Consider the following 24,186-nt stretch of genomic DNA (forward strand, 5'->3'; position numbering starts at 1 on the left):
CGGCAGACTTCCTCTCACGGGGTTAGCTTTTTGACTCCTACACTCGCACCGCCGGTTCGGCGCGATACGGTACAGAGCGGGCAGAAGTACATTTGGTTCTATTGTGTCACGGCTACTGAAAAGGGCAGCAGCCCAACGGTGAGGTTGTGGCGGTCAACTTGTAACCGCCACAACCCCAATTTCCTAGAGCATACAGGAAACGCAACCCTCAACCTCGGTGCCCTCCAGCGCCATCTGGCGGATACGCGAATAGTAGATGGTCTTGATCCCCTTACGCCAAGCGTAGATCTGTGCCTTGTTCACGTCGCGGGTGGTGGCGGTATCTTTGAAGAAGAGGGTGAGAGACAGGCCCTGGTCAACGTGCTGGGTTGCCACGGCGTAGGTGTCGATGATCTTCTCGTAACCAATCTCGTAGGCGTCCTGGTAGTAGTCCAGGTTCTCGTTCGTGAGATAGGGAGCCGGGTAGTATACACGGCCGAGCTTACCCTCTTTTCGGATCTCAATCTTCGACGCGATAGGGTGAATCGACGACGTTGACCCGTTGATATAGGAGATGGAACCGGTGGGCGGAACGGCCTGAAGGTTCTGGTTATACATGCCGAACTCGGCGACATCTGCTGCCAGCTTCACCCAGTCTTCCCTGGTTGGGATATGGTGGCCTTCAAAGAGCTCTGCTACCCGCTCGGTCTGGGGCACCCAGGTGTTCTCCGTGTACTTGGCAAAGTAGCTACCGTTTGCGTAGTCGGAATTCTCAAAACCGGCAAAGGTTTCTTTCCGTTCTTTGGCGATAAGCATAGAGGTGCGAATCGCGTGGTAGGTCACCGTATAAAAATAGATGTTGGTGAAGTCCAGGGCCTCCTCGGAACCGTAGTAGATACGTTCGCGCCCCAAGAAGCCGTGCAGGTTCATCTGTCCCAGCCCCACGGCATGGCTCATGTTATTGCCGCGTTCAATCGAGGGAACAGAGGCGATATCTGACTGGTCAGACACCGAGGTGAGCGCACGAATCGCAGCCTCAACGGTGTCACCGATATTCTTTCCATCCATGGTCAGCGCAATATTGAGTGAGCCAAGGTTGCAGGAAATATCTTTGCCCACGGTCTCGTAGCTCAAATCCGGGTTATAGGTCGACGGCTGAGACACCTGCAGAATCTCCGAACAGAGGTTAGACATAATGACCTTACCCTCGATTGGGTTTGCCCGGTTGACCGTGTCCTCAAACATCACGTAGGGGTAGCCAGACTCGAACTGGACCTCGGCAAGGGTCTGGAAGAACTCGCGGGCGTTAATCTTCTGCTTGCGGATCTGCGCATTATCCACCATCTCGTAATATTTCTCGGAAACATTGATATCGGAGAAGGGTACACCGTAGATACGCTCCACATCGTAGGGAGAGAAGAGGTACATGTCTTCGTTGCGCTTTGCCAGCTCAAAGGTGATGTCGGGGATCACCACACCGAGCGAGAGCGTCTTAATGCGAACCTTCTCATCGGCGTTCTCCCGCTTGGTGTCAAGAAAGGCGTAGATATCGGGGTGGTGAGCGTGCAGATAAACTGCCCCTGCGCCCTGGCGGGCCCCCAGCTGATTGGCATAGGAGAACGAGTCTTCCAGCAGTTTCATCACGGGGATGACACCCGACGACTGGTTTTCAATTTTTTTAATGGGCGCCCCGGACTCACGCAGGTTGGTCAGCGCAAAGGCGACCCCGCCACCGCGTTTGGAAAGCTGAAGGGCGGAGTTAATGGACCGCCCGATCGACTCCATATTGTCTTCGATACGGAGCAGAAAACAGGAGACCAGCTCACCCCGCTGCTTTTTACCGGCATTGAGGAAAGTGGGGGTTGCCGGCTGGAACCTGCCGGAGATAATCTCTTCAACGATCTGCTGCGCCAGTTCCTGGTTTCCCTCGGCTAAAAGCAGGGCAACCATCACCACGCGGTCTTCAAAACGTTCCAGGTAGCGCTGACCGTCAAAGGTTTTGAGCGCATAGGAGGTGTAGAACTTGAAAGCCCCCAAAAAGGTGGGGAACCTGAATTTTTTGGAGTAGGCCAGCTTGGAGAGTGATTTGACAAACTCAAAGCTGTACCTGTCAAAAATTTCTTGTTCGTAGTACTGGTGCTTGATGAGGTAGTCTATCTTCTCTTCAAGGTCGTGGAAGAAAACCGTATTGTTGTTGACGTGCTGCAAAAAATACTGGCGTGCTGCCTGCCGGTCTGCGTCAAACTGAATGCGGCCGTTTTCATCGTAGAGGTTGAGCAGGGCGTTGAGCTCGTGGTAACCTAGTCCCCTAAATTTTTCGGCCACGGTGGGGTCTTCGTGCCCCGGTTCCTGGCTTAGCCCCGGTACAGGGAGTTTTGAATCCAAAATTCTTCCAATCCTTCGTTGACTTTGTTGACATCTTCTGGGGTGCCCATGAGTTCAAACTTATAGAGCACCGGGACCCCGCACTTGGCCGCTACCTTGTCTGCCGCCACGCAGTAGAGGGCCCCAAAGTTTGTGTTCCCCGCCCCGATAACGCCCCTGAGGTTGGCCCGGTTGCGGTTGAGAAATTTAACCGCCTGCGGGGGAACAGACCCGGCTCCTCCCGGACGTCCGTAGCTGGGCACGCAGAGAACATAGGGTTCGTTGACGGTCGGGGGGGTATCTTGAGTTCTCAGGGGTAGCCGAATGCTTCTGGCCCTCAGTTTTTGAATGAACTTGTGGGTGTTTTCTGAAACCGATGAGAAATATACAACCAGGGGGCCGCCCTCTTCGACAGTCTGAGCGGGGTTTGCCTGTGCAGCTGTTGTGTCCATACCTACCGAAACTATCTTTCCCTACAACGCTTGGGTTTGCCCTGCTTCCCGCGCATATCCCGGCGGTTCAAGAGGGCCGCCACGCTCGGGATCCTGGCAGAAGCCTCTTTAGGCTGCCAATTCGTTGATGCGGTCCGGCTGAAAACCTGACCAGTGCTCTTCGCCGGCAATGACCACAGGAGCCTGCATATAACCCAGCTCTTTGATGCGGGCCAGAGCCGCAGCGTCTTCGGTCACGTCAACGGTGCTGTATTCGATGCCTTTTTTATCGAGCGCACGGTAGGTCATGTTGCACTGAACGCACGAGGGCTTGGTGTACACCGTAACTGACATTGGTCTGGTCTCCTTGGAAAATATGTGGTTTGAAAATACTGCGGGATGGGCTACGGCCAGCTGATTGATGGTAGATCGGCTAGTGCCCCTCCAACAGGAATCAATACTACATCTAGTGGCTATCCGCAGTCCACACCCCAAGATAGTGTGGGTTATCCCAAGTTTTTGTATATTTTTTTAATCCACAGATACTTTGGCCTATTTGTGCGGAGGCGGGTGGGTTATCCACATTTTTGGGGTAGGGTCTCCGCAGCCGGGCACCTGTGGAGGGTGCCTACTGCCCGAATCTTTATCCCGCGAATTTCCGCCCCGTGCATTTCAAGTCTCACATGAGTCTTGAAGGTTCGGAGGGGCTTCCCATAATTTTGTATAATTTTTTCTGCCCCCGGCATGTCGGAAACCGAGGTTGATTTTCTTTCCAGCTGCGGCTAGAGCAGACCCGCTTTTTTCAGGGAGTCGATAAGGCTGGCGCCGTCGTTGGCTTCCATCCACAGGTTACCGCTAACAATCTGCTGGGCGCGTTTATCGCCCCAGACACGGCCGGAGGCCAACACCGACTCCCCCAGGGTCAGGTTCCGAATAAGAATAGCCGCCACCTTCTCGGGATAACGCACGGCAAAACCGTTATAAATATCGGGGTCACGCTGGCCATCATCACCAATCAGTATCCACTTTATCTGCGGAAATTCGGCAGCCAGTCGCCTCATCGAGTTCACTTTATGCTGTGTCCCCGACCTAAACCACCGGTCAGGGGTTGGCCCCCAGTCAGTCAGCAAAAAGGTTCCCTTGGGAAAAGCATTACGGCTTAAAAACCGTCTCAGCGTGGGGGCAACGTTCCAGGCACCGGTGGATACATACATGAAGGGGGCCTGCGGATGAGCCCGGTGTATTCTATCCATGAGCACGGCCATGCCCGGCGTGGGGGTGCGCGCATGCTCGTTGAGCACAAACGAATTCCAGGCGGCGAGGAGCGGGCGGGGTAAAGCCGTCACCATGACGGTGTCATCCACGTCGGAGATCACCCCAATTCTTTGCTCGGGTGGCACAATATAGACACTGGTTTTTGCTCTGTCACTCCCCGGGATCTGCATATAGACATCGTGGACTCCGGGCTCAAGATCGACATTGATCCGCACATCGAGTACACCGCCGCGGTCGGTGCGCACCTCAAATGTTTGACCGTCGATGGTCACCGTAACATCCGCATCGGAGATAGCGATGGATGTGAAAGAACGCCAACCGCGTATTGGCTCCTGCGGGTCGGTTTCGGCGATAATGGCATTAGCCAGAGTTTCAAAGAGCTGGGTCTTATAGAGGGCCCGGCCTATTACCCGCACCCAGCCCGGTGCACCGTACCCCACTGAGGGAAGGATAACCGGCTCTTCTCTCCTGTGCTGTGCACGTCTTTCTCGCCAGCTGTGTACCCGATCCGCAACGCGGTAGCCCATATTCGCCGCTTCATCTGCTACCTCGGTAACAAAGGTGCGGATCTCGCTGGGCCCCAATGTACTCATAGTTTTAATCTTTCGTAGTACCAGAAGAGAAAATATATAAGAGTGGGCTAGAACCCACCGCTCATGGATTCTAGCCCGTTCCTGTACTCACCGTAAAACTAGTGCATTTCAACCTGGCAGGTGGCGCTTCCTTCACCGTCGGCCTCGGCCGAATGCACCGGTTCAAAGATGCTGGTATCTTTGATCGCGCAAAAGACCCTGTCGTCAGGATTACTGCTTGAAACTGTTAAGGTGAGACGGTGTCCGGCAAGTTCGTCAGTATTGTCCGCAATAATTTTGAAAAAGGTTTCGCTTTCCCCAAATTCAGCCTGGTTACCGTCAAAGGGCATCTGGTCCTGGTAGAAGCGCACGCTGCCGGGTTTCAGTTCACCGGTCTCAGAGTCGGTCACATAGGCTTCAACCACCACGGAGTCGCGATTATCCTCAAAATTGGTGGTCTGCTCGATAGCTAGACCCGGTACAAGGGGGGTTGCACAACCGCTGAGTAAAGCACCGGTAGCAATCGCTAGTGCCACGAGAACCTTCTTCTTAGCCATACGCAATACCTCACTGGTGAAAATAAATGTGTGCACCCGGATAAACCGTAGCCGGGCCTCTATGTGGCTGCCTGCAAAGCCTTCACCTATCCGGCGGGTTCGGTAGAACCGTATGCAGACACAGTGTCTATATCTAGGTTAGCCGATAGGCCCGCTGTGCACCCGTTTCCACACACGATAATTTACCGACTCTTCATTTCCAACATTCTGTGGCGGTCGGATCCTATCGGCAAGAAAAGCTCGGCGGGAGGCTCCGGGCCCGGAGCCTCCCGCCAGCAAATTTATTTTTCGGACTCTAGAAGGTTCCGGTCTGTGGTGGCCAGGATCTTCACCGCGGTCTCGTTGTGGTTGATCAGAGTGTCAAAACCCTGATCAACAAGGTCGTCCACAAGAATCTTCCCGGTGATAAAAGGGGCAAGGTCGAGCTTGCCCGACTCCACCAGTTTAATGGTGGCGGGATGGTTGTTGACATAGGCGATAGTGCCGCGCATATCGATTTCTTTCATCACTATTTTGTGCATGTCAACGGTGGCGGGTTGACCCCAAATTGAAACGACCACGATTCTACCGGTGGGCCTCACCGCGTCAAGGAGGGTGTCGAGGGCAGCCTGAACAGAGGTGCATTCGAATGCCAGGTCTGCACCCGAGCCGTCTGCAGAGAGTTTCCGGACCTCCTCAACAATGTCTACCTCAGCGGGTGAGAAAGCATAGTCTGCCGCACCCGCTTCGATCGCTTTATGGCGGCGCAGCTCAGAAATCTCTGAGACAACAACGGTCGCCCCCTGTGCCTTGAGCACGGCACCTGTCAGCAGACCTATGGGTCCGGCACCTGTCACCAGTGCAACCTGGCCTTCCCTCACGCCACCGGCACGATCAACCGCATGGTAGCCCACGGTCAGCGGCTCGATCAGTGCGGCCTGGTCGAGGGGAATATTTTTAGAAATTTTATGAACCCAGCGACGCTTAACCGCTACCTTCTCGGAAAGTCCGCCACCGCGGCCGCCCAGACCAATAAAGTTCATGTCCGGGGAAAGATGGTAGTCGCGGGAGTCGGGGCCGGTATTGACATCGTCGCGAATAATGTAGGGCTCAACAACCACGTGGTCGCCTACCTCAAGATCGTCGATGCTCTCCCCCAGCGCCTCGACCACACCGGAGAATTCGTGCCCCATAGTGACCGGGGCAGTCTCACCCGAAATAGGGTGCGGCGTGTTGCGGGTGGGGCAAAAGATGGGACCGTCGAGGTATTCGTGTAGGTCAGTTCCACAGATGCCGCACCAGGCCACCTTTACCAAAACCTCATCTGCCCGGGCTTTCGGCTCTTCGATATCTTCTATACGGATATCTCCGCGATCGTAAAATCGAGCTGCTTTCATGATCAGTCACACTCCAAGACCTATATCTTTTTTGATCCCCGCGGGACCCTATTTTTAGCCTAGCCGTTTTTTGTCTCGGCCACTACGGTTACGGTTTTTTAAGCACAAAGGGCGGGCAAACCGGAAAGCTTGCCCGCCCCGTATCAGCGCTGCTCTACCAGGTGATACCCTGAATAACCTCATCGATTGCCTGTGCCGACTTCCGTAGCCGATCGAGCTCACCATCGCTCATGGGGACATCGAGCACGCGCTCCACCCCGCGGTAAGATACCACCGATGGGAGCGAAACCGCTGCCTCGCCCTCAATACCGTAGCGACCTTTAAGCTGGGTCGATACCGGGAGCACAGCCTGTTCGCCATTCAAGACAGCCTCGGCGATACGGGAGGCAGAAACACCGATAGCATAGTTGGTTGACCCCTTGCCCTCGATCACCTTGTAGGCTGCTCTCATCACATCTTCCGCTAGTTCCTCTTTAACCCGGTCAGTGAAAACCTGTTTTCCATCGCGGGTCCACTGCTCGATGGGGACCATACCGATGTTTGCTGCCGACCATACGGGAAATTCCGAATCGCCGTGCTCACCCACAATATTGGCGTGGACCGAGCGAATAGACACACCGGCCTTTTCCGCAATGAGCCAGCGCAGGCGAGAAGAGTCAAGTACCGTGCCCGAGGCGAAACAGCGGTCGTTGGACAGCCCGGTAATTTTCTGGGCGACAACCGCGAGCACATCGCAGGGATTGGTCACAATCATGAGGATTGCGCGAGGGGCAACCTCCATTACCTGTGGCAGCATGGACTGGAAGATTTTGACGTTTGCATCGACAAGTTCTAGACGGGGCTGGCCGGGTTTTTGGCGGGCACCTGCGGTCACGATAATCATGTCGCAGTCTCGCAAAATTTCTACGTCGCTGCCACCTGAAACTGCGGTTTCGTGGGCAAACATGGTTCCGTGAGCAATATCTAGCCCTTCCGCTTCAGCAAGCTGACCGGCGATATCGTAGATGACCACCTCGTCGGCAGACCCGCGCAGGGTGGCCGCGTATGCGGTTGCTGAGCCGACTCCGCCGGCGCCGATAACACCCAGTTTTGTGCCTTTTTTCTCCTGTATAGCCATAGTCTCGGCTTCCCTTCGATGAGTATGTGGGTAGAAAGTGTCCTCTCCAAGTATCCCACGGATCTTCTGGTAATACATGCATTTCTGTGGGTTTGTGTGGTATTTATCGAATTATCTCACCAAGAGACGATCATCGCTCCATTAAAACCAAATGATTCTCACATTTTGCCGTTACGTGTTCCAACCCCGGAGCCCTATGCGCTAGCGACACCCGCCTTAAAAGGGTAAACAAAAGCCCGTCGGCGTGAAACTATATCAACACCAACGGGCAACCGTGGAGATAAGGGGACTCGAACCCCTGACCCTTTGCATGCCATGCAAATGCGCTACCAGCTGCGCCATATCCCCATATTATTTTTTACTGTGCCGTAAGCACTCCTTTAGTGTACACGGCCGCAAAGAAAAAATGCAAGTCCCCCTCATCAGCGGCCTCATGCACCGATAGAGGCGAACCAGTCCAACCGCTTTTCATCGTCTACAGTAATTCACCGAGCCTGACCAGCATCATCAACCGGTACTTCGTGCTCAACCCCCAGCTCGACTCGCGGTGCTTCCGCCCACAACCTCTCCAGGGCATAAAAAGCTCGGTCTTCCTCGTGCTGCACGTGCACCACAATATCCTCAAAATCCAGCAGTACCCAGCGGCCGGTCGCCCGGCCTTCGCGACGCACCGGTTTCAGGCCGGCTCGCTGCTGCATGTCCTCCTCAACCGCGTCAACAATCGCGTTTACCAAACGCTCATTGTGAGCAGAAACCACCAGAAACCCATCAATAAGCCCCATAGTCTCCGAGACATCAACGGCAAAAAGGTTGGTACCCTGTTTAGCCTCAGCTGCCCGGGCAGCAATTTTGAGGGCTTCAATCGACTCGTCAGATGCGGTCATTATATCCTTTCACCGGGTGCAGACTCCTGCGCCTGCCCACCCGCCCTATACATCAAAAAATACAAGCTCACTGAAAGAAGAACCATGCCGCCACCACGGCAAGGATCACCAGCAGAAGAAAAATCAGAAACCATATTTTGCCCCGCGATGTTTTCTCCTCATCCACCCCAAGAGACTCAACAGTGGGCTGTAGTACATCGCGCTGCCCCTCGATAACGTCACCGGAAGCCGCCGGATCAAAATCTTCGTCGGGGTCATCGTCAATCGAGGTTTCGATACGGTCGAGGTCGAGTCCTCGTGCATCCAGCGCACGCACCGGATCTGGAAGGTCCAGCGTATCTGCTACATCATCGGATTCAGCCCAGTCGTTTTCTTCACCGTCGATAAACTCACCGCTGATAAAACCCTCGTCTGGGCCCAGGTCCGTATCAACCAAACCGTGTTCGGTATCATCATCAATACCGGGCCCGACATAGTCATCGACGTTTTCGGCACCATCGATATCGCCGGACTCAGCCTTTAGTTCATCCTCAAGTCCGGTAAAATCGCCCAGCTCATCTTCCTCAAAGACCAGGTCGCCACCCACACCAATATCGCTGGCGCTAATCACCTGCTCCTGCGGAGTGAGATCGGACGCCCCAGAAGAACCGGCAATAATCTGCTCGACCGTTGCCGGCTCCGCATCCGGCCCAATACCGGGAGGAGCAGAAGGCTGTGCGGCATCGGGCACAGCCACATCATCTCGGGTGTCTTTTCCCCCACCGCTAAAAAGATCGTCGGATGTCTGGGTATCGGTGTCAATACCGCCCTGCTGGGCCAGAGTGTTAAAACGCTGCTGAATAGCCCGCGTATCGGCACGGGGCTCCCCACCGTCTTCTTCGGGAAGCACCAGATAGGGCACCGTCTCGGCAGGAAGAGTATCACCGTCGCGAAGCGCACGCAGGTAGGCGGCAGCATCATCGCGGTAGCGTGCCAGACGCCTCGGGCCCATAGGGCGCGACGGCGGTGGGACCTCAATGCCGTCATCGGTCACAAATGTTTCGTTGAGGTACGACGACGCATCGTCCTTAGCACCATCATCTTTGTCAGTCATATGCTATAAAACCTTACACCCAATCGGTCTTCCGTCCTCTACCATCTTAACAATCGCCGGGAAGAACATGGGGCTCCCCGCAGATTGTGCTCTTTACCGGTAACTACTGCACCCCCTGCTGCGGCAAACCATCTGAATGCGGGTGGAGCTCTTGTAGTGCCCTGTCACCACCGGAATACAAACTGTATTTGTTGATATACTGCACGACACCATCGGGAACCAGGTACCACACCGGCATATGTGCGGCGGCCCGGCGCCGCACATCCGTTGAAGAGATCGCCAGCGCAGGCACCTCAACCAGCGAATAGTAGCTAGGGTCCGCATCGGGGGTTTTCAACTGATGACCGGGCCTGGTAACCCCCACAAAATAGGCAAGCTCCCACAGCTTATCCGCATTTTTCCAGGTTACAAGCTGGTTCATGGCATCGGCACCGGTAATAAAGAAAAGATCTGAACAGGGCCGCAACCGTTTAAGATCGGTCAACGTATCAAAAGTATAGGTCGCTCCTCCCCGATCAATATCGACCCGGCTCACCGTAAAACTGGGGTTTGACGCCGTTGCAATAACCGTCATCAGGTAGCGGTGTTCGGGATCCGAAACCCGCTGCTGAGCAGACTTCTGCCAGGGCTGCCCCGTAGGGACAAAAACCACTTCGTCAAGATCAAAAAGAGCACCCACCTCGCTTGCGGCCACCAGGTGTCCATGATGAATGGGGTCAAAAGTTCCCCCCATAACGCCCAGCCGGGTACGACCCTCTCTGCGGGGTGGAATTTTGGAGGTATCAAAAATATGGGGTGTATCTGTAGTCAACAATTCTCCCGCCAACAGAGGCAGATCGGTGCGGACACCGCGGTGGTGTTCGCAGCAACCCACCGCTATTACTCGGCGTCACGCTTAGAACGGTACTTGCTGAGCATCTGCTGCTCATCGTCCCCTAAATTGCCGGGCACCCGATCCGGGCGCACCACACCGCGTCCGCTAAAAGAAACGGTGATAGTGAAAGCCAGTAAAAAAACCGCCGCAGCAATAACAGCAAACCAGTAAGTGGGTATACCAAGCAACACACGTTCGGCGTGTTCCTCAGCGGCAAGAATCAGTGCCGAGTCCATCGTTAAATCCTCTCCAGAAGCTATGCGCGGTAGATAAAATACTACCTACATGCTACCGGTTGGAGCATAGATTCAGTGCTCATTTCACCCCTAGCGGCACGTTTCTATCCGCGGGTGGACCCGCCCTTATCGTCGGCAGCACCTGCTTTACGTTTCTTCTTCGCGTCCACAGACTCTGTCCACACTCCTGCAACGCGCTCAGCCTCAAGCTCAGCACGGGCCTGCGCTTTCGCATCCATGCGCTCATGGTAGTGTGCCTTACGCTCCGCACGGGTGGGACGAATAATCTCTTCGAGCCTCGAATCGGTGCCTCGTGGCGATGACAGCACCTCAGCGCCCCCCACCATAGTGGGTTCCCAGTCAAAAATTACCGAGTCTTTTTCCCGGCCAATCACCACGGCATCCCCCGCTCGCGCTCCCTGCTTAAAGAGTTCGTCTTCTATCCCCAGCTTTGCAAAACGATCGGCAAGGTATCCCACCGCTTCATCGTTGTTAAAATCGGTCTGCATCACCCACCTCTCGGGCTTCTCCCCCAGCACCCGGTAAAGGGGTTCCAGGTTACGCTCCTCCCTGCGGATACTAAACTCCTGCTGCTTACGGTTGCGGAACCCTCGGGGGCGGATAACGGCGGGTACCTGCGCCTCAGAAGACTCGATCGACTTCCTTTTCTCCCTATTTTCTTCAACGATCTGTGCCATCGCAAAGATCAGGGAGTGCAGCCCCTCGTGCGATGCGGTTGAGACCTCAAAAACACGAAAACCCAGCTCCTCAAAGTGGGGGCGAACAAAATCTGCAAGTTCCCTCGCCTCGGCCACGTCGATTTTGTTGAGAACCACCAGCTGGGGGCGCTTATTCAGCGGCACCGCGAGACCTGCGGTAGGATCAACCCGATAGTTCTCCATCTCGCCGCGAATAACCTCAAAATCCGAGACCGGGTCCCGCCCCGGCTCCAGGGTCGCACAATCGATCACGTGCACAATCGCCGATGACCTTTCAACATGACGCAGGAACTGGTGGCCAAGTCCCCGACCCTGCGAGGCTCCCTCAATCAGACCCGGAACATCGGCAACCGTATAACGGGTCTTCCCCGCCTCTACCACTCCCAGATTCGGGATCAGGGTGGTAAATGGATAATCAGCAATCTTAGGTCGAGCAGCGGATATAGCCGCAATGAGCGATGATTTACCGGCGCTGGGATACCCCACCAGGGCCACATCCGCGATTGATTTAAGCTCGAGGATAATATCTTTGCTCTCCCCCGGGATCCCCAGCAGAGCAAACCCCGGGGCTTTCCGCCGGGGCGAGGCAAGCGCCGCATTCCCCAGGCCGCCAGCACCACCGCGGGCGGCAACAAACTCATCGCCTTCCCGCACAAGATCGGCAAGCACCTTACCCTGCGTATCTTTGACCACGGTGCCCTGAGGCACAGAAAGAACCAGCGAATTACCGTTGTAGCCGTGCGACATATCTCCCCGGCCAATATCACCGTTGGGTGCGTGCTGATGAGGACTGTGGTGAAATTCCAGCAGGGTGGTCGACTGCCCATCGACACGCAACACCACATCACCGCCGTTTCCGCCGTTACCGCCGTTGGGCCCACCCAGAGGCTTAAACTTCTCACGACGTACCGAAACACACCCGTTTCCGCCGTTACCACCGGATACGTGCAGGACGACGCGGTCAATAAAGTCTGCCACGAAAGCTTCTCCTCGGGGTTAGAAAGGTTGAGAGACTATGTCTCATTGTGCCACAGGGGTAGCATCCCCCACATGTCAGCACATGGTACTTGAACTCTATACGGTGCAGAAGAGGGCAAACACGTCTACCCGTGTTTGCCCTCTTCGCGGTTTTGTCGATCGGCTTATTCTGCCGCTGTCAGAATGTTGACAACCTTGCGGCCCCTGCGGGTACCGAACTCAACCCTGCCTGCCGCCAGAGCGAACAGGGTGTCATCTCCGCCGCGGCCCACGTTGTTGCCGGGGTGGAAGTGGGTGCCACGCTGGCGAACGAGAATCTCGCCGGCATTGACGGTCTGACCGCCGTAGCGCTTAACACCGAGGTACTGGGGGTTCGAATCACGGCCGTTGCGGGTGGAGCTTGCGCCCTTCTTATGTGCCATTGCTGCCTACCTTAGGTAAAAGAATTTCTGTTAATGATCGGTTTTTACGGAGCTTACGCTTGGATTGCGGTAATTTTAGCGTTGGTAAGCTCAGCGCGGAAGCCCTGACGCTTCTTGTAACCGGTCTTGTTCTTATACTTCTGAATAACAATCTTGGGACCGCGAAGATCTTCAATTTTTTCAGCGGTGACCGTGGCCTGAGCCAGGGCCTTTGCATCGGTAGTGACCTTATCCCCGTCAACCAGCAGCAGCACGGGAAGCTCGAAGGTGCTTCCGGGCTCGCCAGCGACGCGGTCAAGGGTAATACGGTCTCCCACGGAGACCTTTTCCTGGCGGCCGCCAGCACGAACAATTGCGTATGCCACTTGGGAACTCACTTCTCTTGACGTCATTTTAACTCTGTGAAGAACGCGTAAAAATCCTATCCGTTCACCGGTCGTCACATTTCCGTTCGATGATGAACAGGGGCGTTCTCGATCGTGGTTGAATACCGTGCGGTATTCCGCTGATCTCACGCTAACGTTTGCTTGTGAAAACAGCACCAGCTAAAAAGGTTACGGCATATAAGCAACCGGGGCAAGTGACACGCCAGGCTGGCTGAGACACTTACCCCGGTAGTGCGGTGAGGGCGCCCTAGGTGTCTTGGGTGTCCGCTTTACCCTCCCGCTTAATATCTGATGCCGATACTCCCACGCCCAGCATAACCGGGGCTGTGCTCTCCTCGGCCCGCCGCGGTACCGCGGTCGAAGAAACCGCTGTACCGGCCGCAACCGCAGCGCTTTCCTGCCGGGTTGTGACAGTACCGCCGGTCCCGCTGCTAGCCGCACGACGAGAACGGCGCTTCTTCGGAGGCACCGACTGCTCTGCTTTCTCCTGCTTGCTGACAGCGGGCCCAGCCTCCGGTGGTGCAGCATTGACGCTACCCGGTCGAGCCCTACCGGTCAGCAGAGGCTTCTCTGCAACCTTCTGCTCGTGCCGAGACTGCTCGACAACCTGCGTAAGATTTCCCGTCTCACGGGCTGAAAGATCCCTGCCCGCCTTCTGCGATGCTCTCGCCCGTGCTTCACCGGCACGGATAGCATCGTAGCGCGATGAATTCTGGGTAAATCGAGAATCAATATCACCGTCTACAGGCCGGCCAGCGTCAGTATTCTTAACAGGTTCCTCGCCCTTCACCCGCTGACGTCTATTTTTGCGGGGGTTAGTTCCCCGCTGTTCGGTCTTCTGATCGAAAACCTCTACCAGCGACTCCAGGGTCAAAGATCCCTGCTCACCGGCAGTCAATGCAGGGGCGTCGGTAGTTTCTTCCCGCCTGTGGTGGGGAAGCTCAATAACCTCATCACCGATGGTGAGCACCAGATCGGGCTCCTGGGATGGTGCCTGCTGATCTCCGTGGTGCTGCGCCGAGATCGCTGCGGCCTCTCGACGGTTCTTCTTCCGGCGCTTACGCTTACGGGCATTCTTTGACTCCGGCTGAGCCTCGTCATTGGAGGAGTCGTTCTGGGTGGCGGCAGCAATAGTGGCCAGCGCCGCCCGCCGCGCCTCATTTCTCTGCTCCTGCTCAGAGTCAACTTCTTTCTTCTCTTCAGCGCGTGACTCACGAATCCGCTGCTGTTTACGCGCCTTACGGCGATCTTCCTGGTCCTGGCGGTGCATGAAATCAGACAGTCCACCGGCCTGACCTTTGAGCGGCTGGTCATGTACGACAACACCCCGGCCAGCGCAGGCTTCGCAGAGTTCTGAAAATACTTCGAGCAGACCGGTCCCCATGCGCTTACGCGTCATCTGCACCAGCCCCAGTGAGGTGACCTCAGCCACCTGATGTTTGGTGCGGTCACGGCCCAGGCACTCTACCAAACGACGCAGAACCAACTCCCGGTTAGATTCCAGCACCATATCGATAAAATCGATCACAATAATCCCGCCAATATCGCGCAGACGCAGCTGACGCACAATCTCCTCGGCTGCCTCAAGATTATTCTTGGTCACGGTTTCTTCAAGGTTGCCGCCGGAACCGGTGAACTTCCCGGTGTTCACATCGACCACGGTCATTGCCTCGGTACGGTCGATCACCAGTGAACCACCGGAGGGAAGATAGACCTTACGTTCGAGGGCCTTGTGCAGCTGTTCCTCAAGACGGAAATGGTCAAAAAGGTCTTCTTCGCCCTCCCATTTCTTCAGGCGATCAACCAGATCGGGGGCCATATAGGTCACATAGGCCTCGATAGAATCCCAGGCTTCCTGCCCCTGCACGGTCATTGATGTGAAATCTTCATTGAAAACATCGCGCACCGTTTTAATGGTGAGATCGGGTTCCTGGTAGAGCATCTCGGGAGCCAGGGTGCGCGGTGCTTCTGCCCGCTCCTGAATCTCTTCCCACTGGGCGCGCAAACGGTTAATATCGTGGGTCAGCTCGTCTTCAGACGCGCCTTCCGCAGCGGTACGCACAATTACACCCGCACCATCGGGCAGCTTATCTTTGAGAATTTTCTTCAGTCGAGCCCGCTCGGTATCGGGGAGTTTACGAGAGATACCGGTCATGGATCCCCCCGGCACGTAGACCAAAAAACGGCCCGGGAGGGACACCTGACTGGTGAGCCGGGCACCTTTATGACCCACCGGATCCTTGGTCACCTGCACCAGAACAGAATTTCCCGGCTTCAGTGCATTCTCAATCTTGCGGGGTGTGCCGTCCAGGCCCGAAACATCCCAGTTGACTTCGCCCGCGTACAGCACGGCATTTCGTCCCCTGCCGATATCGACAAAGGCTGCCTCCATCGACGGCAGTACGTTTTGTACCTTACCCAGGTATACGTTTCCAATCAGGGAATCCTGCTGTGTCTTTGAAACAAAATGCTCCGCCAGAATACCGTCTTCGAGAACTCCAATCTGAATACGGTCATCTTTTTGTCGCACCAGCATCTGCCGGTCCACCGATTCGCGACGGGCCAAAAACTCCGCCTCGGAGAGACCCCGGGGGCGGCGGCCGGTCTGGCGAGATTCTCGGCGGCGCATTTTCTTCGCCTCCAGGCGGGTTGATCCGCGCACCCCCGCTACCCGGTTGCCGGTGTGGGAGTCCGCCAAACGCGGTGTGCGCACCTTGGTGACGGTGTTCTCGGGGTCATCCTCTGCCCCACCGTCAATTTCAATATCGACATCACCGCGGCGACGGCGCCTGCGGCGACGCGATGTCACCTCGTCTTCGTCGTGGGTGAGTTCGGCTAGCCTCCGCTGGCGCCGCTCAGCCTCTTGAGCTTCTTTCCTAGCCTGTTGCTCGGCCCGGACCTTCTCCCCGATCTCATCGAGGTTGGGGGAAAAGAAAAGCAAGCTGTTTGCTGCCGCGGCTGCGGTAATACTTTGTAGTTCTTCGGCCATGAGTTCCCGCTGGGACCTGTGAGGGGGCTGATTGGTACCTTCTGTAGCCGCCTCAGTTTCCGGGGATGCACCCTCCCCGCGGGGTGTTTCGGCACTATCAGTTTCTGGCATTTCGGCCGCGGCGGCTGACTCACTCTGCGCGGTCTGCCGTGAAAACTCGGTTGATTCGTTCATGTGATATACTCCTGCGCCCTCCCTGCCGCACCGGTGAGAGCACATACGGTCTGGGTCGATGAGCGCAACCCAAAAGTCTTGCATTCCCCGCTGTCTCTCAAGCCGTGTCTGGCGATTTACTGTGAGTTGATCGCGCTTCGATCGGCCGCTCACAGCGACAGGGGCGGTAAGTGTTTCTTTCCGAGTCGGCGCATCTCGCACCGAACTTTGGTGTGCAGTCTTCGCGGTTACCGCGGCTCACTGGCAGATCGGAATCCTCGTACCGGGCCGCCCTCTTGTGTGCGGACAAAAAAGCAGCCGCTGCTATTGTCTCACACTGCACAAAGATTTATTGCCTCTATATCAGTATTATGGGCTAAGGTTTTAATCTTTGGAGGGAAACATGTCAGCAGAAACCGCGGCAGGCAGCCGTGAGGACGTCCAGCAGCTAGACCATGGTGATAGATCGTTTGCGATTCTATCGCTGGTCACCGGAGTTCTGGCTTTCGTATCGTCGTGCATACTCGTGGCTGAGCGGCTGCGCATCTATATGGATGCCTCCCACGTATCTATCTGCGATGTCAACGGGCTGCTCAACTGCGGCACGGTGATGCGCACACCCTACGCCGAGGTCTTCGGTTTCCCCAATCCTTTTATTGGGTTAGTGGGTTACGCAATTGTGCTGACCATTGCGATGAGTCTTCTGGCCGGGGCCCGTTTCTCCCGATGGTTCTGGATCTGCATGAATATCGGGCACCTTCTGGCTTTCATCTTTGTTGTTTATCTCTGGTACAACACCACCTTCAATATCAACGCCCTGTGTATTTTTTGCATGGTCGTGTGGGTGATGCAGATTGTCTTGCTGGTGCGGGTAACCGCCCGTAATATCAGCAGCGGTGTTATTGCCGCTCCCGAGCATCTGCGAGAATCTGCCGGGGGCTGGTCCTGGTTCATGATCGCGCTGATCTTGCTCCTGGTCTTCGGAATCATATTTATCAGGTTCTTTGATGTCATAGCGGCGATGTTCTAGGGTCTAGAACATCGCCGCTACCCCGGTTTACTCGCGCACTATTGCACCGTTAAATTTTCTATACCGGAGATACTAGGCGAACCAGATTCCGATCTCGCGCTCTGCCGATACGGGGGAATCCGAGCCGTGGACCAGATTTTTCTGCACTCCCGATCCCCACGAGCGTCCGTAGTCTCCTCTGATGGTACCGGCGGGGGCCACCGTGGGGTCCGAGGGACCCATGATGGTGCGGATTCCCTCCACCACACGTTCACCCTCAAAAATTGCGGCTACCACAGCGCCAGAGAGCATAAAATCAACCAGGGGCTCAAAAAAGGGTTTACCGGCGTGCTCAGCATAGTGGCTGTGAAGAATCTCCTCTGTTGCCCGTACTTTTTTGAGTTCAACCAGCCGGTATCCTTTACGCTCAATACGGGCGATGATCTCTCCGGTAAGCCCGCGCTCAACGCCGTCGGGTTTGACCAAAATAAGACTACGCTCTGTCATTTTCTTTCCTTTTGTTTGTACTTTCTGCCGGCAACACCGCGCGGTGTGAGCTAGATGGGATTGTTCTGTTCCCATTCCCGCTGCTCCACCGCTCGCTGCGCGTTCTCCCTGTCAAGTCTCTCGCCGGTAACCAGCGCATATCGGTAGGCGCAGGCAAAGCAGGCACCGATAAAAAATACGGGGGTAAGAGCAAAACCACCGCAGATCAGTAGGATTTGCAGGGCCCACCCCACCCTATAGCCCCAGGGTCTTTTGAGGAAAGCCGGGGTGATCGCGAAGGCTACAGCCAGCCCGATACCCAGCACCCAAATTGCCGTCTTTATCCCCGTACCGGCGGTAAAATTCATGCCGAAGGTCGCCAGAGTTGCAAAGAAAGCAACCAGGGCTTCAAGGCTGAGCACCGTCGAAGCGAGCATGATTTTGACCGATGACGGCTTCTTGGTCTGCCCCGGCCGCCACTGTCGCTGGGATCGGGTCATCCTTATCATCTGCTCCCCCTACAGTCCTAAAAGCTCCCGGGCCTGCCCCACCACGGTGATGGAGCCTGTCACCAACACCGCATCCGTTTCCTCCGGCCGGCTCTTTGCCGCCGCAATAGCTGCGGTCAGGGCATCATGCAGATGGGGGAAGGTCTCAAGCCGCCCCTCATCAAGGCCGGCATCAAGGGCGAGATCGCGTAGTTCTTCTGCGGGAATTGCCCGCGGTGAGGTCGACTCTGTCAAAAAAATTGTGGTGTCATAGTCGGTGGAGTCAATGTACTCTTGACGAATCACCTCAAAAATACCGCGGACATCTTTATCCTCGAGCACGCCGATCACCACGGTGAGTTTATCCGGGGTAAAAGACTCTTTAAAAGCCCGGGCTGCGGCCGCGGTCCCGTGCGGGTTATGGGCGGCATCAACGACTATCGTGGGCGAGTTCCTCACGACTTCCAGACGACCCGGGGACACGAGTTCCTGCCAGCCAGCGCGCACCAGCTCAATATTGAGGGGCTGCTCGCCCCCGCCCATAAATGCCTCAACCGCCGCGAGCGCCACCGCGGCATTCTGTGCTTGGTGGGCTCCGAAGAGGGGAAGGGGTATATCGTTGTAGGTGTCGGCGAGTCCGCGGATGGATATGAGTTGGCCGCCCACTCCGGGGTGTCGGTCTGTTACCCCAAATTCTATTCCCTCAAAACAGAAGCGTGCCCGGTGTTCTCTGGCGGAGTCCAGCAGTACCTGGGCTGCTTCGGGGGCTTGGGCGGCGGAGACCAGGAAGCCGTTGTCCTTGATAATTCCCTGTTTTTCTGCTGCGATATCGGACAGGGTTGTGCCTAGCATATCGGTGTGGTCGAGCCCGATGGGGGTGATGACGGATACCTGGGCTTCTGCAATGTTGGTGGCGTCCCAGGTTCCGCCGATGCCCACTTCCAGGATCATGACGTCGACCGGGGTGTCGGCAAAGATCGCGAAAGCCAGTACCGTGAGTGTTTCGAAATAGGTGAGTCGGGGTTGGTTGCGGTCGTTAAGTTCCCGGTCAACTATCTGTATATAGGGTTCTATCTCTTCCCAGATCCTTACAAAGGTGTGGTCGGGAACCGGTTCACCGTCTATGCTGATTCGCTCGGTTACCCGGGTGAGGTGGGGGCTGGTGTAGCGGCCGGTGCGTAGGTCGTGGGCCATGAGGAGGCGCTCGATCATGCGGGCGGTGGATGTTTTTCCGTTGGTTCCGGTGATGTGAATAACCGGTGCTGTTTTCTCGATAGATCCGAGGATTTCAACGGCGCGGCGTACCGCCTCCAGCCGCGGTTGCATGGTGTTTTCTGGGGCGCGGTCTAATAGGGTTTGATAGACCTCGTCAACCCGTGTGTTCGATTGCGGGCCGCCGGTGGTCCCGGCCGCCGAAAAATTGTTGTGTTCCATAGTGCTGTTCACCAACCTATATTTTCTCCACCGTGATTGTTAGTTCGTCGGCTTCGCTGTAGGAGACTGCTTTTGCCAGTGTTTCGGCGGCCACCAGTGCTTCGTTAGCCCGCACAGCGTCGAGGGTGTCTAGCGGTGCTGCAAGGCCGAGTATGATGCGGTCGGACACATGGAGTCCTACCTCTTTGCGGGTGTTCTGTATAGCGCGGATAGTGTCACGGGCAACCCCTTCTGCGTGAAGCTCGGGGGTGAGATGGGTATCCAGTACCAAGAAGCCGCCTCCGGTGAGAACCGAGACCGCCTGTTCTGCGGTTGTGTTGGACTCTACCACCACGGTCTCAAGCTCGTATTCTTCTGGCTCAAGTGCCAAGCCGCCCTCAACTGTGTTCAGGCCCACGAGCACGGTGCCGGACTCGTCGATTCTCCAGTCTCCCGATTTGGAGGCCCTAATTGCCACCTGTACCTGCTGCCCCAGGCGGGGGCCGGCCTGACGCGCGTTGACTTTCAGCTGTTGTGAGATACCGAAATCAGCCGGACTCACCGTGGCAGAGTCAAGCAGCTTAACCCGTTTGAGGTTGAGTTCTGAGGCAATGATATCCGCGAATACTCCGTCGAGCTCTTGCCCGTTCGGTACAGCGACGGTGAGCAGCCGCAACGGTTGGCGCACCCGCAGGTTCTCTGCCTTGCGCAGGGCTGATCCTGCCGAGCAGATCATACGGGTCAGCTCCATTCGGCGGATAAGTTGGCTCTCGTCGCTGAAAAGATCCTCCCGGGGCCAGTCGGTAAGGTGTACGGAGCGTTCACCGGTCAGCCCCCGATATATCTCCTCGCTCATCAGGGGCAACAGGGGGGCTGCCACCTTCATCGCCGTGGATAAAGCGGTGTACAGCACGTCAAAAGCAACCGGGTCTTCAGCAAAAAACCGCTCCCGTGACCGGCGCACATACCAGTTGGTGAGAGTGTCGGTGAACCTCCGTAGTTCTTCGGTGGCAGCCCACACGTCGTAGTGATCCATGTGGACTGTGACCTTCTGTATAAGCTGGCGGGTTTTGCCCAGGATAAAACGGTCCATCACGTGGTCAGAGGTATAGCGCAGTTGCGCATCGTAGCCGCGGCCCTCGTTGGCGGCATTGGTGTAGAGGGTGAAGAAATGGTACACATTCCACAGTGGGAGCATGACCTGTCGTACCCCCTCCCGGATTCCCCGCTCGGTCACCACCAGGTTCCCTCCGCGCAGGATAGGTGATGACATCAGGAACCATCGCATGGCATCCGAACCATCACGGTCAAGCACCTCGTGCACATCGGGGTAGTTGCGCAAAGATTTGGACATCTTCTGCCCGTCTGATCCGAGCACAATACCGTGAGAGATCACGTTGGTGAAGGCGGGGCGGTCAAAGAGCGCGGTCGAAAGAATATGCAGCATATAGAACCAGCCGCGGGTCTGCCCAATATACTCAACAATAAAATCTGCCGGGTTGTGGGTTTCGAACCACTCTTTATTCTCAAAGGGGTAGTGTACCTGGGCGAAGGGCATAGATCCCGAATCAAACCACACATCGAGTACGTCCTCAACACGGCGCATAGTCGATTTTCCGCTGGGGTCGTCGGGGTTCGGCCGGGTCAGCTCATCGATATAGGGTCGGTGCAGGTCAACCTCACCCTGCCCGTTGAGCGGTAGCCGACCAAAAGCATCCTCAAGCTCAGCCAACGAACCGTAGACATCAACGCGCGGATAGGCGGGGTTGTCCGAGACCCATACGGGAATGGGTGAACCCCAGAAGCGGTTACGGGAAATCGACCAGTCGCGAGCATTGTCCAGCCACTTACCAAACTGGCCGTCCTTCACGTTGTCCGGAATCCAGTTAATTTTCTGGTTCAGCCGGATCATCCGCTCTTTAAACTCTGTCACCCGCACATACCAGGAGGTAACAGCCCTATAGATAAGCGGGTTACGGCAGCGCCAGCAGTGCGGGTAAGAGTGCACATAGGATTTCTCCTGCACCAGCGCAGAATCTTGTCTCAAACGGTTGATGATGGTCCGATTAGCCTCAAAAACATGCACCCCGGCAATATCTGCTAGAGGGACGACCGGGTAGGTGCTTTCGTCGGCAAAGAGCGGCAAAAATTTGGCGCCCTCGTCAACAGAGAGAACCACGGGAATACCGTGAGCCTCGCACACTTTTTGGTCATCTTCACCGTAGGCCGGTGCCTGGTGCACCAGACCTGTACCATCGGTAGCGCTCACATAGTCGGCTACAAGAATCTGCCAGGCCTTCTCGGTACCAAATTTTTCGGTGTCGGTGAAATAATCCCAGAGCGGCGCGTAACGCACTCCCGCCAGCCGCTCCCCGGTCAAACTCTCGGTGATTGCATCTTCGGCCGCGGCGGCGTCGTCGAACCCCAGTACGGTCGCGTAAGATCCCAGAAGATCGCGGGCGATCAGGAACCTGCGCCCGGAAAAATCACCGACAGCATCAACCACCACATACTCCACCTCGGGCCCCACGGCGAGCGCCTGGTTTGTGGGCAGGGTCCAGGGGGTGGTGGTCCAGGCGAGGGCCTCGACACCGGCAAGCGCGTCAACGGTGTCGGGGTAGGTAGCCAGTGATCGGTCGTCAGTGATGGTGAAAGCGACCGTTACCGAGGGGTCTTGGCGGTCTTGATAGACGTCGTCGTCCATGCGTAGTTCGTGGTTTGACAGCGGTGTTTCATCTCGCCAGCAGTACGGTAGTACGCGGAATCCCCGGTAGGTGAGTCCTTTGTCGTGGAGCTGTTTGAAGGCCCAGATGACCGATTCCATGTAGGAGGTGTTGAGGGTTTTGTAGTCGTTGTTGAAATCTACCCAGCGGGCTTGACGGTTGACGTAGTCTTGCCATTCGCGGGTGTATTTGAGGACGGAGGTGCGGGCCGCGGTATTGAATTTATCGATGCCCATGTCGATGATCTCTTTTTTTTCGGTGATGCCCAGCTGTTTCATGGCTTCGAGTTCGGCGGGCAGGCCGTGGGTGTCCCAGCCAAAGCGTCGCTCGACCCGGTGCCCTCGCTGGGTTTGGTAGCGGGCGACGAGGTCTTTGACGTAGCCGGTGAGTAGGTGTCCGTAGTGGGGTAGCCCATTGGCGAAGGGGGGGCCATCGTAGAAGACGAATTCGTTGGAGCCGGATTCTCCTGCTGGGCGGTTGTCAATAGATGCTTGGAAGGTGCCGTCCTGTGCCCAGTAGGCCAGTGTTTTTTCTTCGAGTGCGGCGAAAGACGGTGATACGGCAACGGTTTTTGTTCCGCTGGCGCTTGCTTTGGGGTATACGGGTTTGTTCATGGTGACGCCCTTATAAGAATCCGTGGTGACAACAGGACTGGCAAGGACGCCGTGTTGTTGGCGCGGTACCACCTTGCTTACTGATATTGCTCGGCTGTGCCGACTCCCTCGGGGATTGTGAGGGTCCCAGAAGGAGAGCGGCACAGTCTCGAGCGTTATCAGTCGCTTCATGACTGCTGTTACGGGCTTACCCGTCTGGTTCTACTGGGACTGTATCTATTCCGCTTCACCTCTCGTCGCAACGAAACATGTGAGGTGTTGCAGGTACGGTCTGTTCTTCCAGATTGCTCGCCGGTGATAGCCGGGTCTTTGCAACTGGTTCAAGTCTAGGCAGTTTCTTGGGCACTGTCTAACGGTTGGGGTGTTCAAATATATGTTCGATTGTGTGTGGGGTGCACGGCGGATAGGTGGGTACCACAAGATGTTGTGCCTGGTGCGGGTTTTCTCCCCAAGATAGGCCGGGGTGTTTGTGCTTGTGGGCGAGTAGGCTCACGCAAATTACAGGTCTGCAAGTTGGTTTCTGCGTGTCGGCTTGGGAGGGGTGTTGGTCTTGGTGGTGAGAAGTTGAGCGCCCTCCCCTTAGAGGGCGTGACTGCGCGCGTGGGCTGCCAGTTCTGCCAGGGCTTTTTGTGCCCTTGCCGGGTTGGCGTTGGCGCTCATGGCGAGCGTGAGATCGCGGTTGACGGTGGCGTGCGCCATCATCCAGATATCGGATTCGTCTGCGTTACCGCCCATGAGGCACCATGTCTGTTGGTGTCGGCTTGTCTCCGCTATGTACCGGTTGGTGTGCGGGTCACCGGTGTGGGCAAAGACTAACCAGGTGCCGTTGAGATCTTCTTCTGTGAATTTTCGTCGAGCTAGGGTGAGTGTTCCGCTGTCAGCCAGAAGCTGAATCGGTTCTGGGACGTGCGGACTCACCACGTGCACGTGGGCGCCGGCTGCCAGAAGCGAGTTGATCCGCCGTTGGGCCACGGGGCCGGCACCGACCACCAGAACTTTTTTATTGTTGAGATGCAGGGCAAGGGGTAGCACGGGGCTATTTTTCATG

General features: G+C 56.2%; 21 protein-coding genes and 1 tRNA gene. 1 reads left to right on the forward strand and 21 read right to left on the reverse strand.

Annotation, left to right across the window (positions count from 1 at the left end; genetic code table 11):
• Window positions 1-183 precede the first annotated feature (183 nt).
• The 16 genes from nrdE to ACS1BR_RS08605 form a co-directional block, all read right to left on the reverse strand.
• Window positions 184-2,364: a class 1b ribonucleoside-diphosphate reductase subunit alpha gene (gene nrdE / locus ACS1BR_RS08530; protein WP_463561529.1), complete on the reverse strand. Its 2,181-nt coding sequence runs from the start codon at window positions 2,362-2,364 to the stop codon at window positions 184-186.
• Entirely contained in the window at window positions 2,334-2,795 is a 462-nt protein-coding gene (gene nrdI, locus ACS1BR_RS08535) for a class Ib ribonucleoside-diphosphate reductase assembly flavoprotein NrdI (protein WP_463561530.1), read from the reverse strand. Before nrdI ends, nrdE begins: the two co-directional genes overlap by 31 nt.
• 108 nt (window positions 2,796-2,903) lie before the next feature.
• Window positions 2,904-3,128, reverse strand: a complete 225-nt coding sequence (gene nrdH, locus ACS1BR_RS08540; protein WP_463561531.1) for a glutaredoxin-like protein NrdH — start codon at window positions 3,126-3,128, stop codon at window positions 2,904-2,906.
• Window positions 3,129-3,556: 428 nt separating this feature from the next.
• Entirely contained in the window at window positions 3,557-4,642 is a 1,086-nt protein-coding gene (locus tag ACS1BR_RS08545) for an App1 family protein (RefSeq protein ID WP_463561532.1), read from the reverse strand.
• 98 nt (window positions 4,643-4,740) lie between these two features.
• On the reverse strand, window positions 4,741-5,178 hold the full coding sequence (locus ACS1BR_RS08550; RefSeq protein WP_463561533.1) for a hypothetical protein: 438 nt from the start codon (window positions 5,176-5,178) through the stop codon (window positions 4,741-4,743).
• Window positions 5,179-5,459: 281 nt separating this feature from the next.
• Window positions 5,460-6,554 carry a 2,3-butanediol dehydrogenase gene (locus ACS1BR_RS08555; protein WP_463561534.1) on the reverse strand — a complete coding sequence of 365 codons (1,095 nt, stop codon included), beginning with the start codon at window positions 6,552-6,554 and terminating at the stop codon, window positions 5,460-5,462.
• 154 nt (window positions 6,555-6,708) lie between these two features.
• Window positions 6,709-7,671 carry an L-lactate dehydrogenase gene (locus ACS1BR_RS08560; RefSeq protein ID WP_463561535.1) on the reverse strand — a complete coding sequence of 321 codons (963 nt, stop codon included), beginning with the start codon at window positions 7,669-7,671 and terminating at the stop codon, window positions 6,709-6,711.
• Between the two features lie 275 nt (window positions 7,672-7,946).
• Window positions 7,947-8,019 (reverse strand) — tRNA-Ala (locus tag ACS1BR_RS08565).
• 137 nt (window positions 8,020-8,156) lie between these two features.
• Window positions 8,157-8,555, reverse strand: coding sequence for a ribosome silencing factor (gene rsfS / locus ACS1BR_RS08570; RefSeq protein ID WP_463561536.1), 399 nt, complete (start codon window positions 8,553-8,555; stop codon window positions 8,157-8,159).
• Between the two features lie 67 nt (window positions 8,556-8,622).
• Window positions 8,623-9,648 carry a hypothetical protein gene (locus ACS1BR_RS08575; RefSeq protein WP_463561537.1) on the reverse strand — a complete coding sequence of 342 codons (1,026 nt, stop codon included), beginning with the start codon at window positions 9,646-9,648 and terminating at the stop codon, window positions 8,623-8,625.
• Window positions 9,649-9,751: 103 nt separating this feature from the next.
• Window positions 9,752-10,459, reverse strand: a complete 708-nt coding sequence (nadD, locus tag ACS1BR_RS08580) for a nicotinate-nucleotide adenylyltransferase (protein WP_463561538.1) — start codon at window positions 10,457-10,459, stop codon at window positions 9,752-9,754.
• A 68-nt stretch (window positions 10,460-10,527) separates the two neighbouring features.
• Complete coding sequence (locus ACS1BR_RS08585; protein ID WP_463561539.1) at window positions 10,528-10,758, reverse strand: hypothetical protein; 231 nt, start codon at window positions 10,756-10,758, stop codon at window positions 10,528-10,530.
• Between the two features lie 104 nt (window positions 10,759-10,862).
• A complete protein-coding gene (gene obgE / locus ACS1BR_RS08590) occupies window positions 10,863-12,455 on the reverse strand; it encodes a GTPase ObgE (RefSeq protein WP_463561540.1) in 1,593 nt (530 codons plus the stop codon).
• A 164-nt stretch (window positions 12,456-12,619) separates the two neighbouring features.
• Window positions 12,620-12,877, reverse strand: a complete 258-nt coding sequence (gene rpmA, locus ACS1BR_RS08595; RefSeq protein ID WP_463561541.1) for a 50S ribosomal protein L27 — start codon at window positions 12,875-12,877, stop codon at window positions 12,620-12,622.
• A gap of 53 nt (window positions 12,878-12,930) precedes the next feature.
• Window positions 12,931-13,242: a 50S ribosomal protein L21 gene (gene rplU / locus ACS1BR_RS08600; protein WP_463561674.1), complete on the reverse strand. Its 312-nt coding sequence runs from the start codon at window positions 13,240-13,242 to the stop codon at window positions 12,931-12,933.
• 268 nt (window positions 13,243-13,510) lie between these two features.
• Window positions 13,511-16,510 (reverse strand): Rne/Rng family ribonuclease, encoded by a 3,000-nt coding sequence (locus ACS1BR_RS08605; RefSeq protein ID WP_463561542.1) that lies wholly within the window; start codon window positions 16,508-16,510, stop codon window positions 13,511-13,513.
• A gap of 298 nt (window positions 16,511-16,808) precedes the next feature.
• On the opposite strand from ACS1BR_RS08605, the gene ACS1BR_RS08610 reads away from it, so the two are divergent.
• Window positions 16,809-17,435 carry a vitamin K epoxide reductase family protein gene (locus ACS1BR_RS08610; protein WP_463561543.1) on the forward strand — a complete coding sequence of 209 codons (627 nt, stop codon included), beginning with the start codon at window positions 16,809-16,811 and terminating at the stop codon, window positions 17,433-17,435.
• Window positions 17,436-17,507: 72 nt separating this feature from the next.
• Here ACS1BR_RS08610 and ndk read toward each other — a convergent pair whose 3' ends face one another.
• From ndk to ACS1BR_RS08635, 5 genes are all read right to left on the reverse strand, one after another.
• On the reverse strand, window positions 17,508-17,921 hold the full coding sequence (gene ndk, locus ACS1BR_RS08615; protein ID WP_463561544.1) for a nucleoside-diphosphate kinase: 414 nt from the start codon (window positions 17,919-17,921) through the stop codon (window positions 17,508-17,510).
• Window positions 17,922-17,971: 50 nt separating this feature from the next.
• Window positions 17,972-18,400 (reverse strand): DUF4233 domain-containing protein, encoded by a 429-nt coding sequence (locus ACS1BR_RS08620; RefSeq protein WP_463561545.1) that lies wholly within the window; start codon window positions 18,398-18,400, stop codon window positions 17,972-17,974.
• A gap of 18 nt (window positions 18,401-18,418) precedes the next feature.
• Window positions 18,419-19,822 (reverse strand): bifunctional folylpolyglutamate synthase/dihydrofolate synthase, encoded by a 1,404-nt coding sequence (locus ACS1BR_RS08625; RefSeq protein WP_463561546.1) that lies wholly within the window; start codon window positions 19,820-19,822, stop codon window positions 18,419-18,421.
• A 16-nt stretch (window positions 19,823-19,838) separates the two neighbouring features.
• Complete coding sequence (ileS, locus tag ACS1BR_RS08630; protein ID WP_463561547.1) at window positions 19,839-23,138, reverse strand: isoleucine--tRNA ligase; 3,300 nt, start codon at window positions 23,136-23,138, stop codon at window positions 19,839-19,841.
• Between the two features lie 579 nt (window positions 23,139-23,717).
• Entirely contained in the window at window positions 23,718-24,185 is a 468-nt protein-coding gene (locus ACS1BR_RS08635) for a precorrin-2 dehydrogenase/sirohydrochlorin ferrochelatase family protein (protein WP_463561548.1), read from the reverse strand.
• Window position 24,186: the final 1 nt, after the last annotated feature.

This window comes from Rothia sp. 18CD1-1, assembly GCF_055285355.1.

What these genes read in the sequence shown, in the direction of transcription:
- nrdI (WP_463561530.1), bottom strand. Translation starts at nt 2,795, where the DNA reads ATGGACACAACAGCTGCACAGGCAAACCCCGCTCAGACTGTCGAAGAG.
- nrdH (WP_463561531.1), bottom strand. Translation starts at nt 3,128, where the DNA reads ATGTCAGTTACGGTGTACACCAAGCCCTCGTGCGTTCAGTGCAACATG.
- ACS1BR_RS08545 (WP_463561532.1), bottom strand. Translation starts at nt 4,642, where the DNA reads ATGAGTACATTGGGGCCCAGCGAGATCCGCACCTTTGTTACCGAGGTA.
- ACS1BR_RS08550 (WP_463561533.1), bottom strand. Translation starts at nt 5,178, where the DNA reads ATGGCTAAGAAGAAGGTTCTCGTGGCACTAGCGATTGCTACCGGTGCT.
- ACS1BR_RS08555 (WP_463561534.1), bottom strand. Translation starts at nt 6,554, where the DNA reads ATGAAAGCAGCTCGATTTTACGATCGCGGAGATATCCGTATAGAAGAT.
- ACS1BR_RS08560 (WP_463561535.1), bottom strand. Translation starts at nt 7,671, where the DNA reads ATGGCTATACAGGAGAAAAAAGGCACAAAACTGGGTGTTATCGGCGCC.
- rsfS (WP_463561536.1), bottom strand. Translation starts at nt 8,555, where the DNA reads ATGACCGCATCTGACGAGTCGATTGAAGCCCTCAAAATTGCTGCCCGG.
- ACS1BR_RS08575 (WP_463561537.1), bottom strand. Translation starts at nt 9,648, where the DNA reads ATGACTGACAAAGATGATGGTGCTAAGGACGATGCGTCGTCGTACCTC.
- ACS1BR_RS08585 (WP_463561539.1), bottom strand. Translation starts at nt 10,758, where the DNA reads ATGGACTCGGCACTGATTCTTGCCGCTGAGGAACACGCCGAACGTGTG.
- rpmA (WP_463561541.1), bottom strand. Translation starts at nt 12,877, where the DNA reads ATGGCACATAAGAAGGGCGCAAGCTCCACCCGCAACGGCCGTGATTCG.
- ACS1BR_RS08605 (WP_463561542.1), bottom strand. Translation starts at nt 16,510, where the DNA reads ATGCAAGACTTTTGGGTTGCGCTCATCGACCCAGACCGTATGTGCTCT.
- ACS1BR_RS08610 (WP_463561543.1), top strand. Translation starts at nt 16,809, where the DNA reads ATGTCAGCAGAAACCGCGGCAGGCAGCCGTGAGGACGTCCAGCAGCTA.
- ndk (WP_463561544.1), bottom strand. Translation starts at nt 17,921, where the DNA reads ATGACAGAGCGTAGTCTTATTTTGGTCAAACCCGACGGCGTTGAGCGC.
- ACS1BR_RS08620 (WP_463561545.1), bottom strand. Translation starts at nt 18,400, where the DNA reads ATGACCCGATCCCAGCGACAGTGGCGGCCGGGGCAGACCAAGAAGCCG.
- ACS1BR_RS08625 (WP_463561546.1), bottom strand. Translation starts at nt 19,822, where the DNA reads ATGGAACACAACAATTTTTCGGCGGCCGGGACCACCGGCGGCCCGCAA.
- ileS (WP_463561547.1), bottom strand. Translation starts at nt 23,138, where the DNA reads ATGAACAAACCCGTATACCCCAAAGCAAGCGCCAGCGGAACAAAAACC.
- ACS1BR_RS08635 (WP_463561548.1), bottom strand. Translation starts at nt 24,185, where the DNA reads ATGAAAAATAGCCCCGTGCTACCCCTTGCCCTGCATCTCAACAATAAA.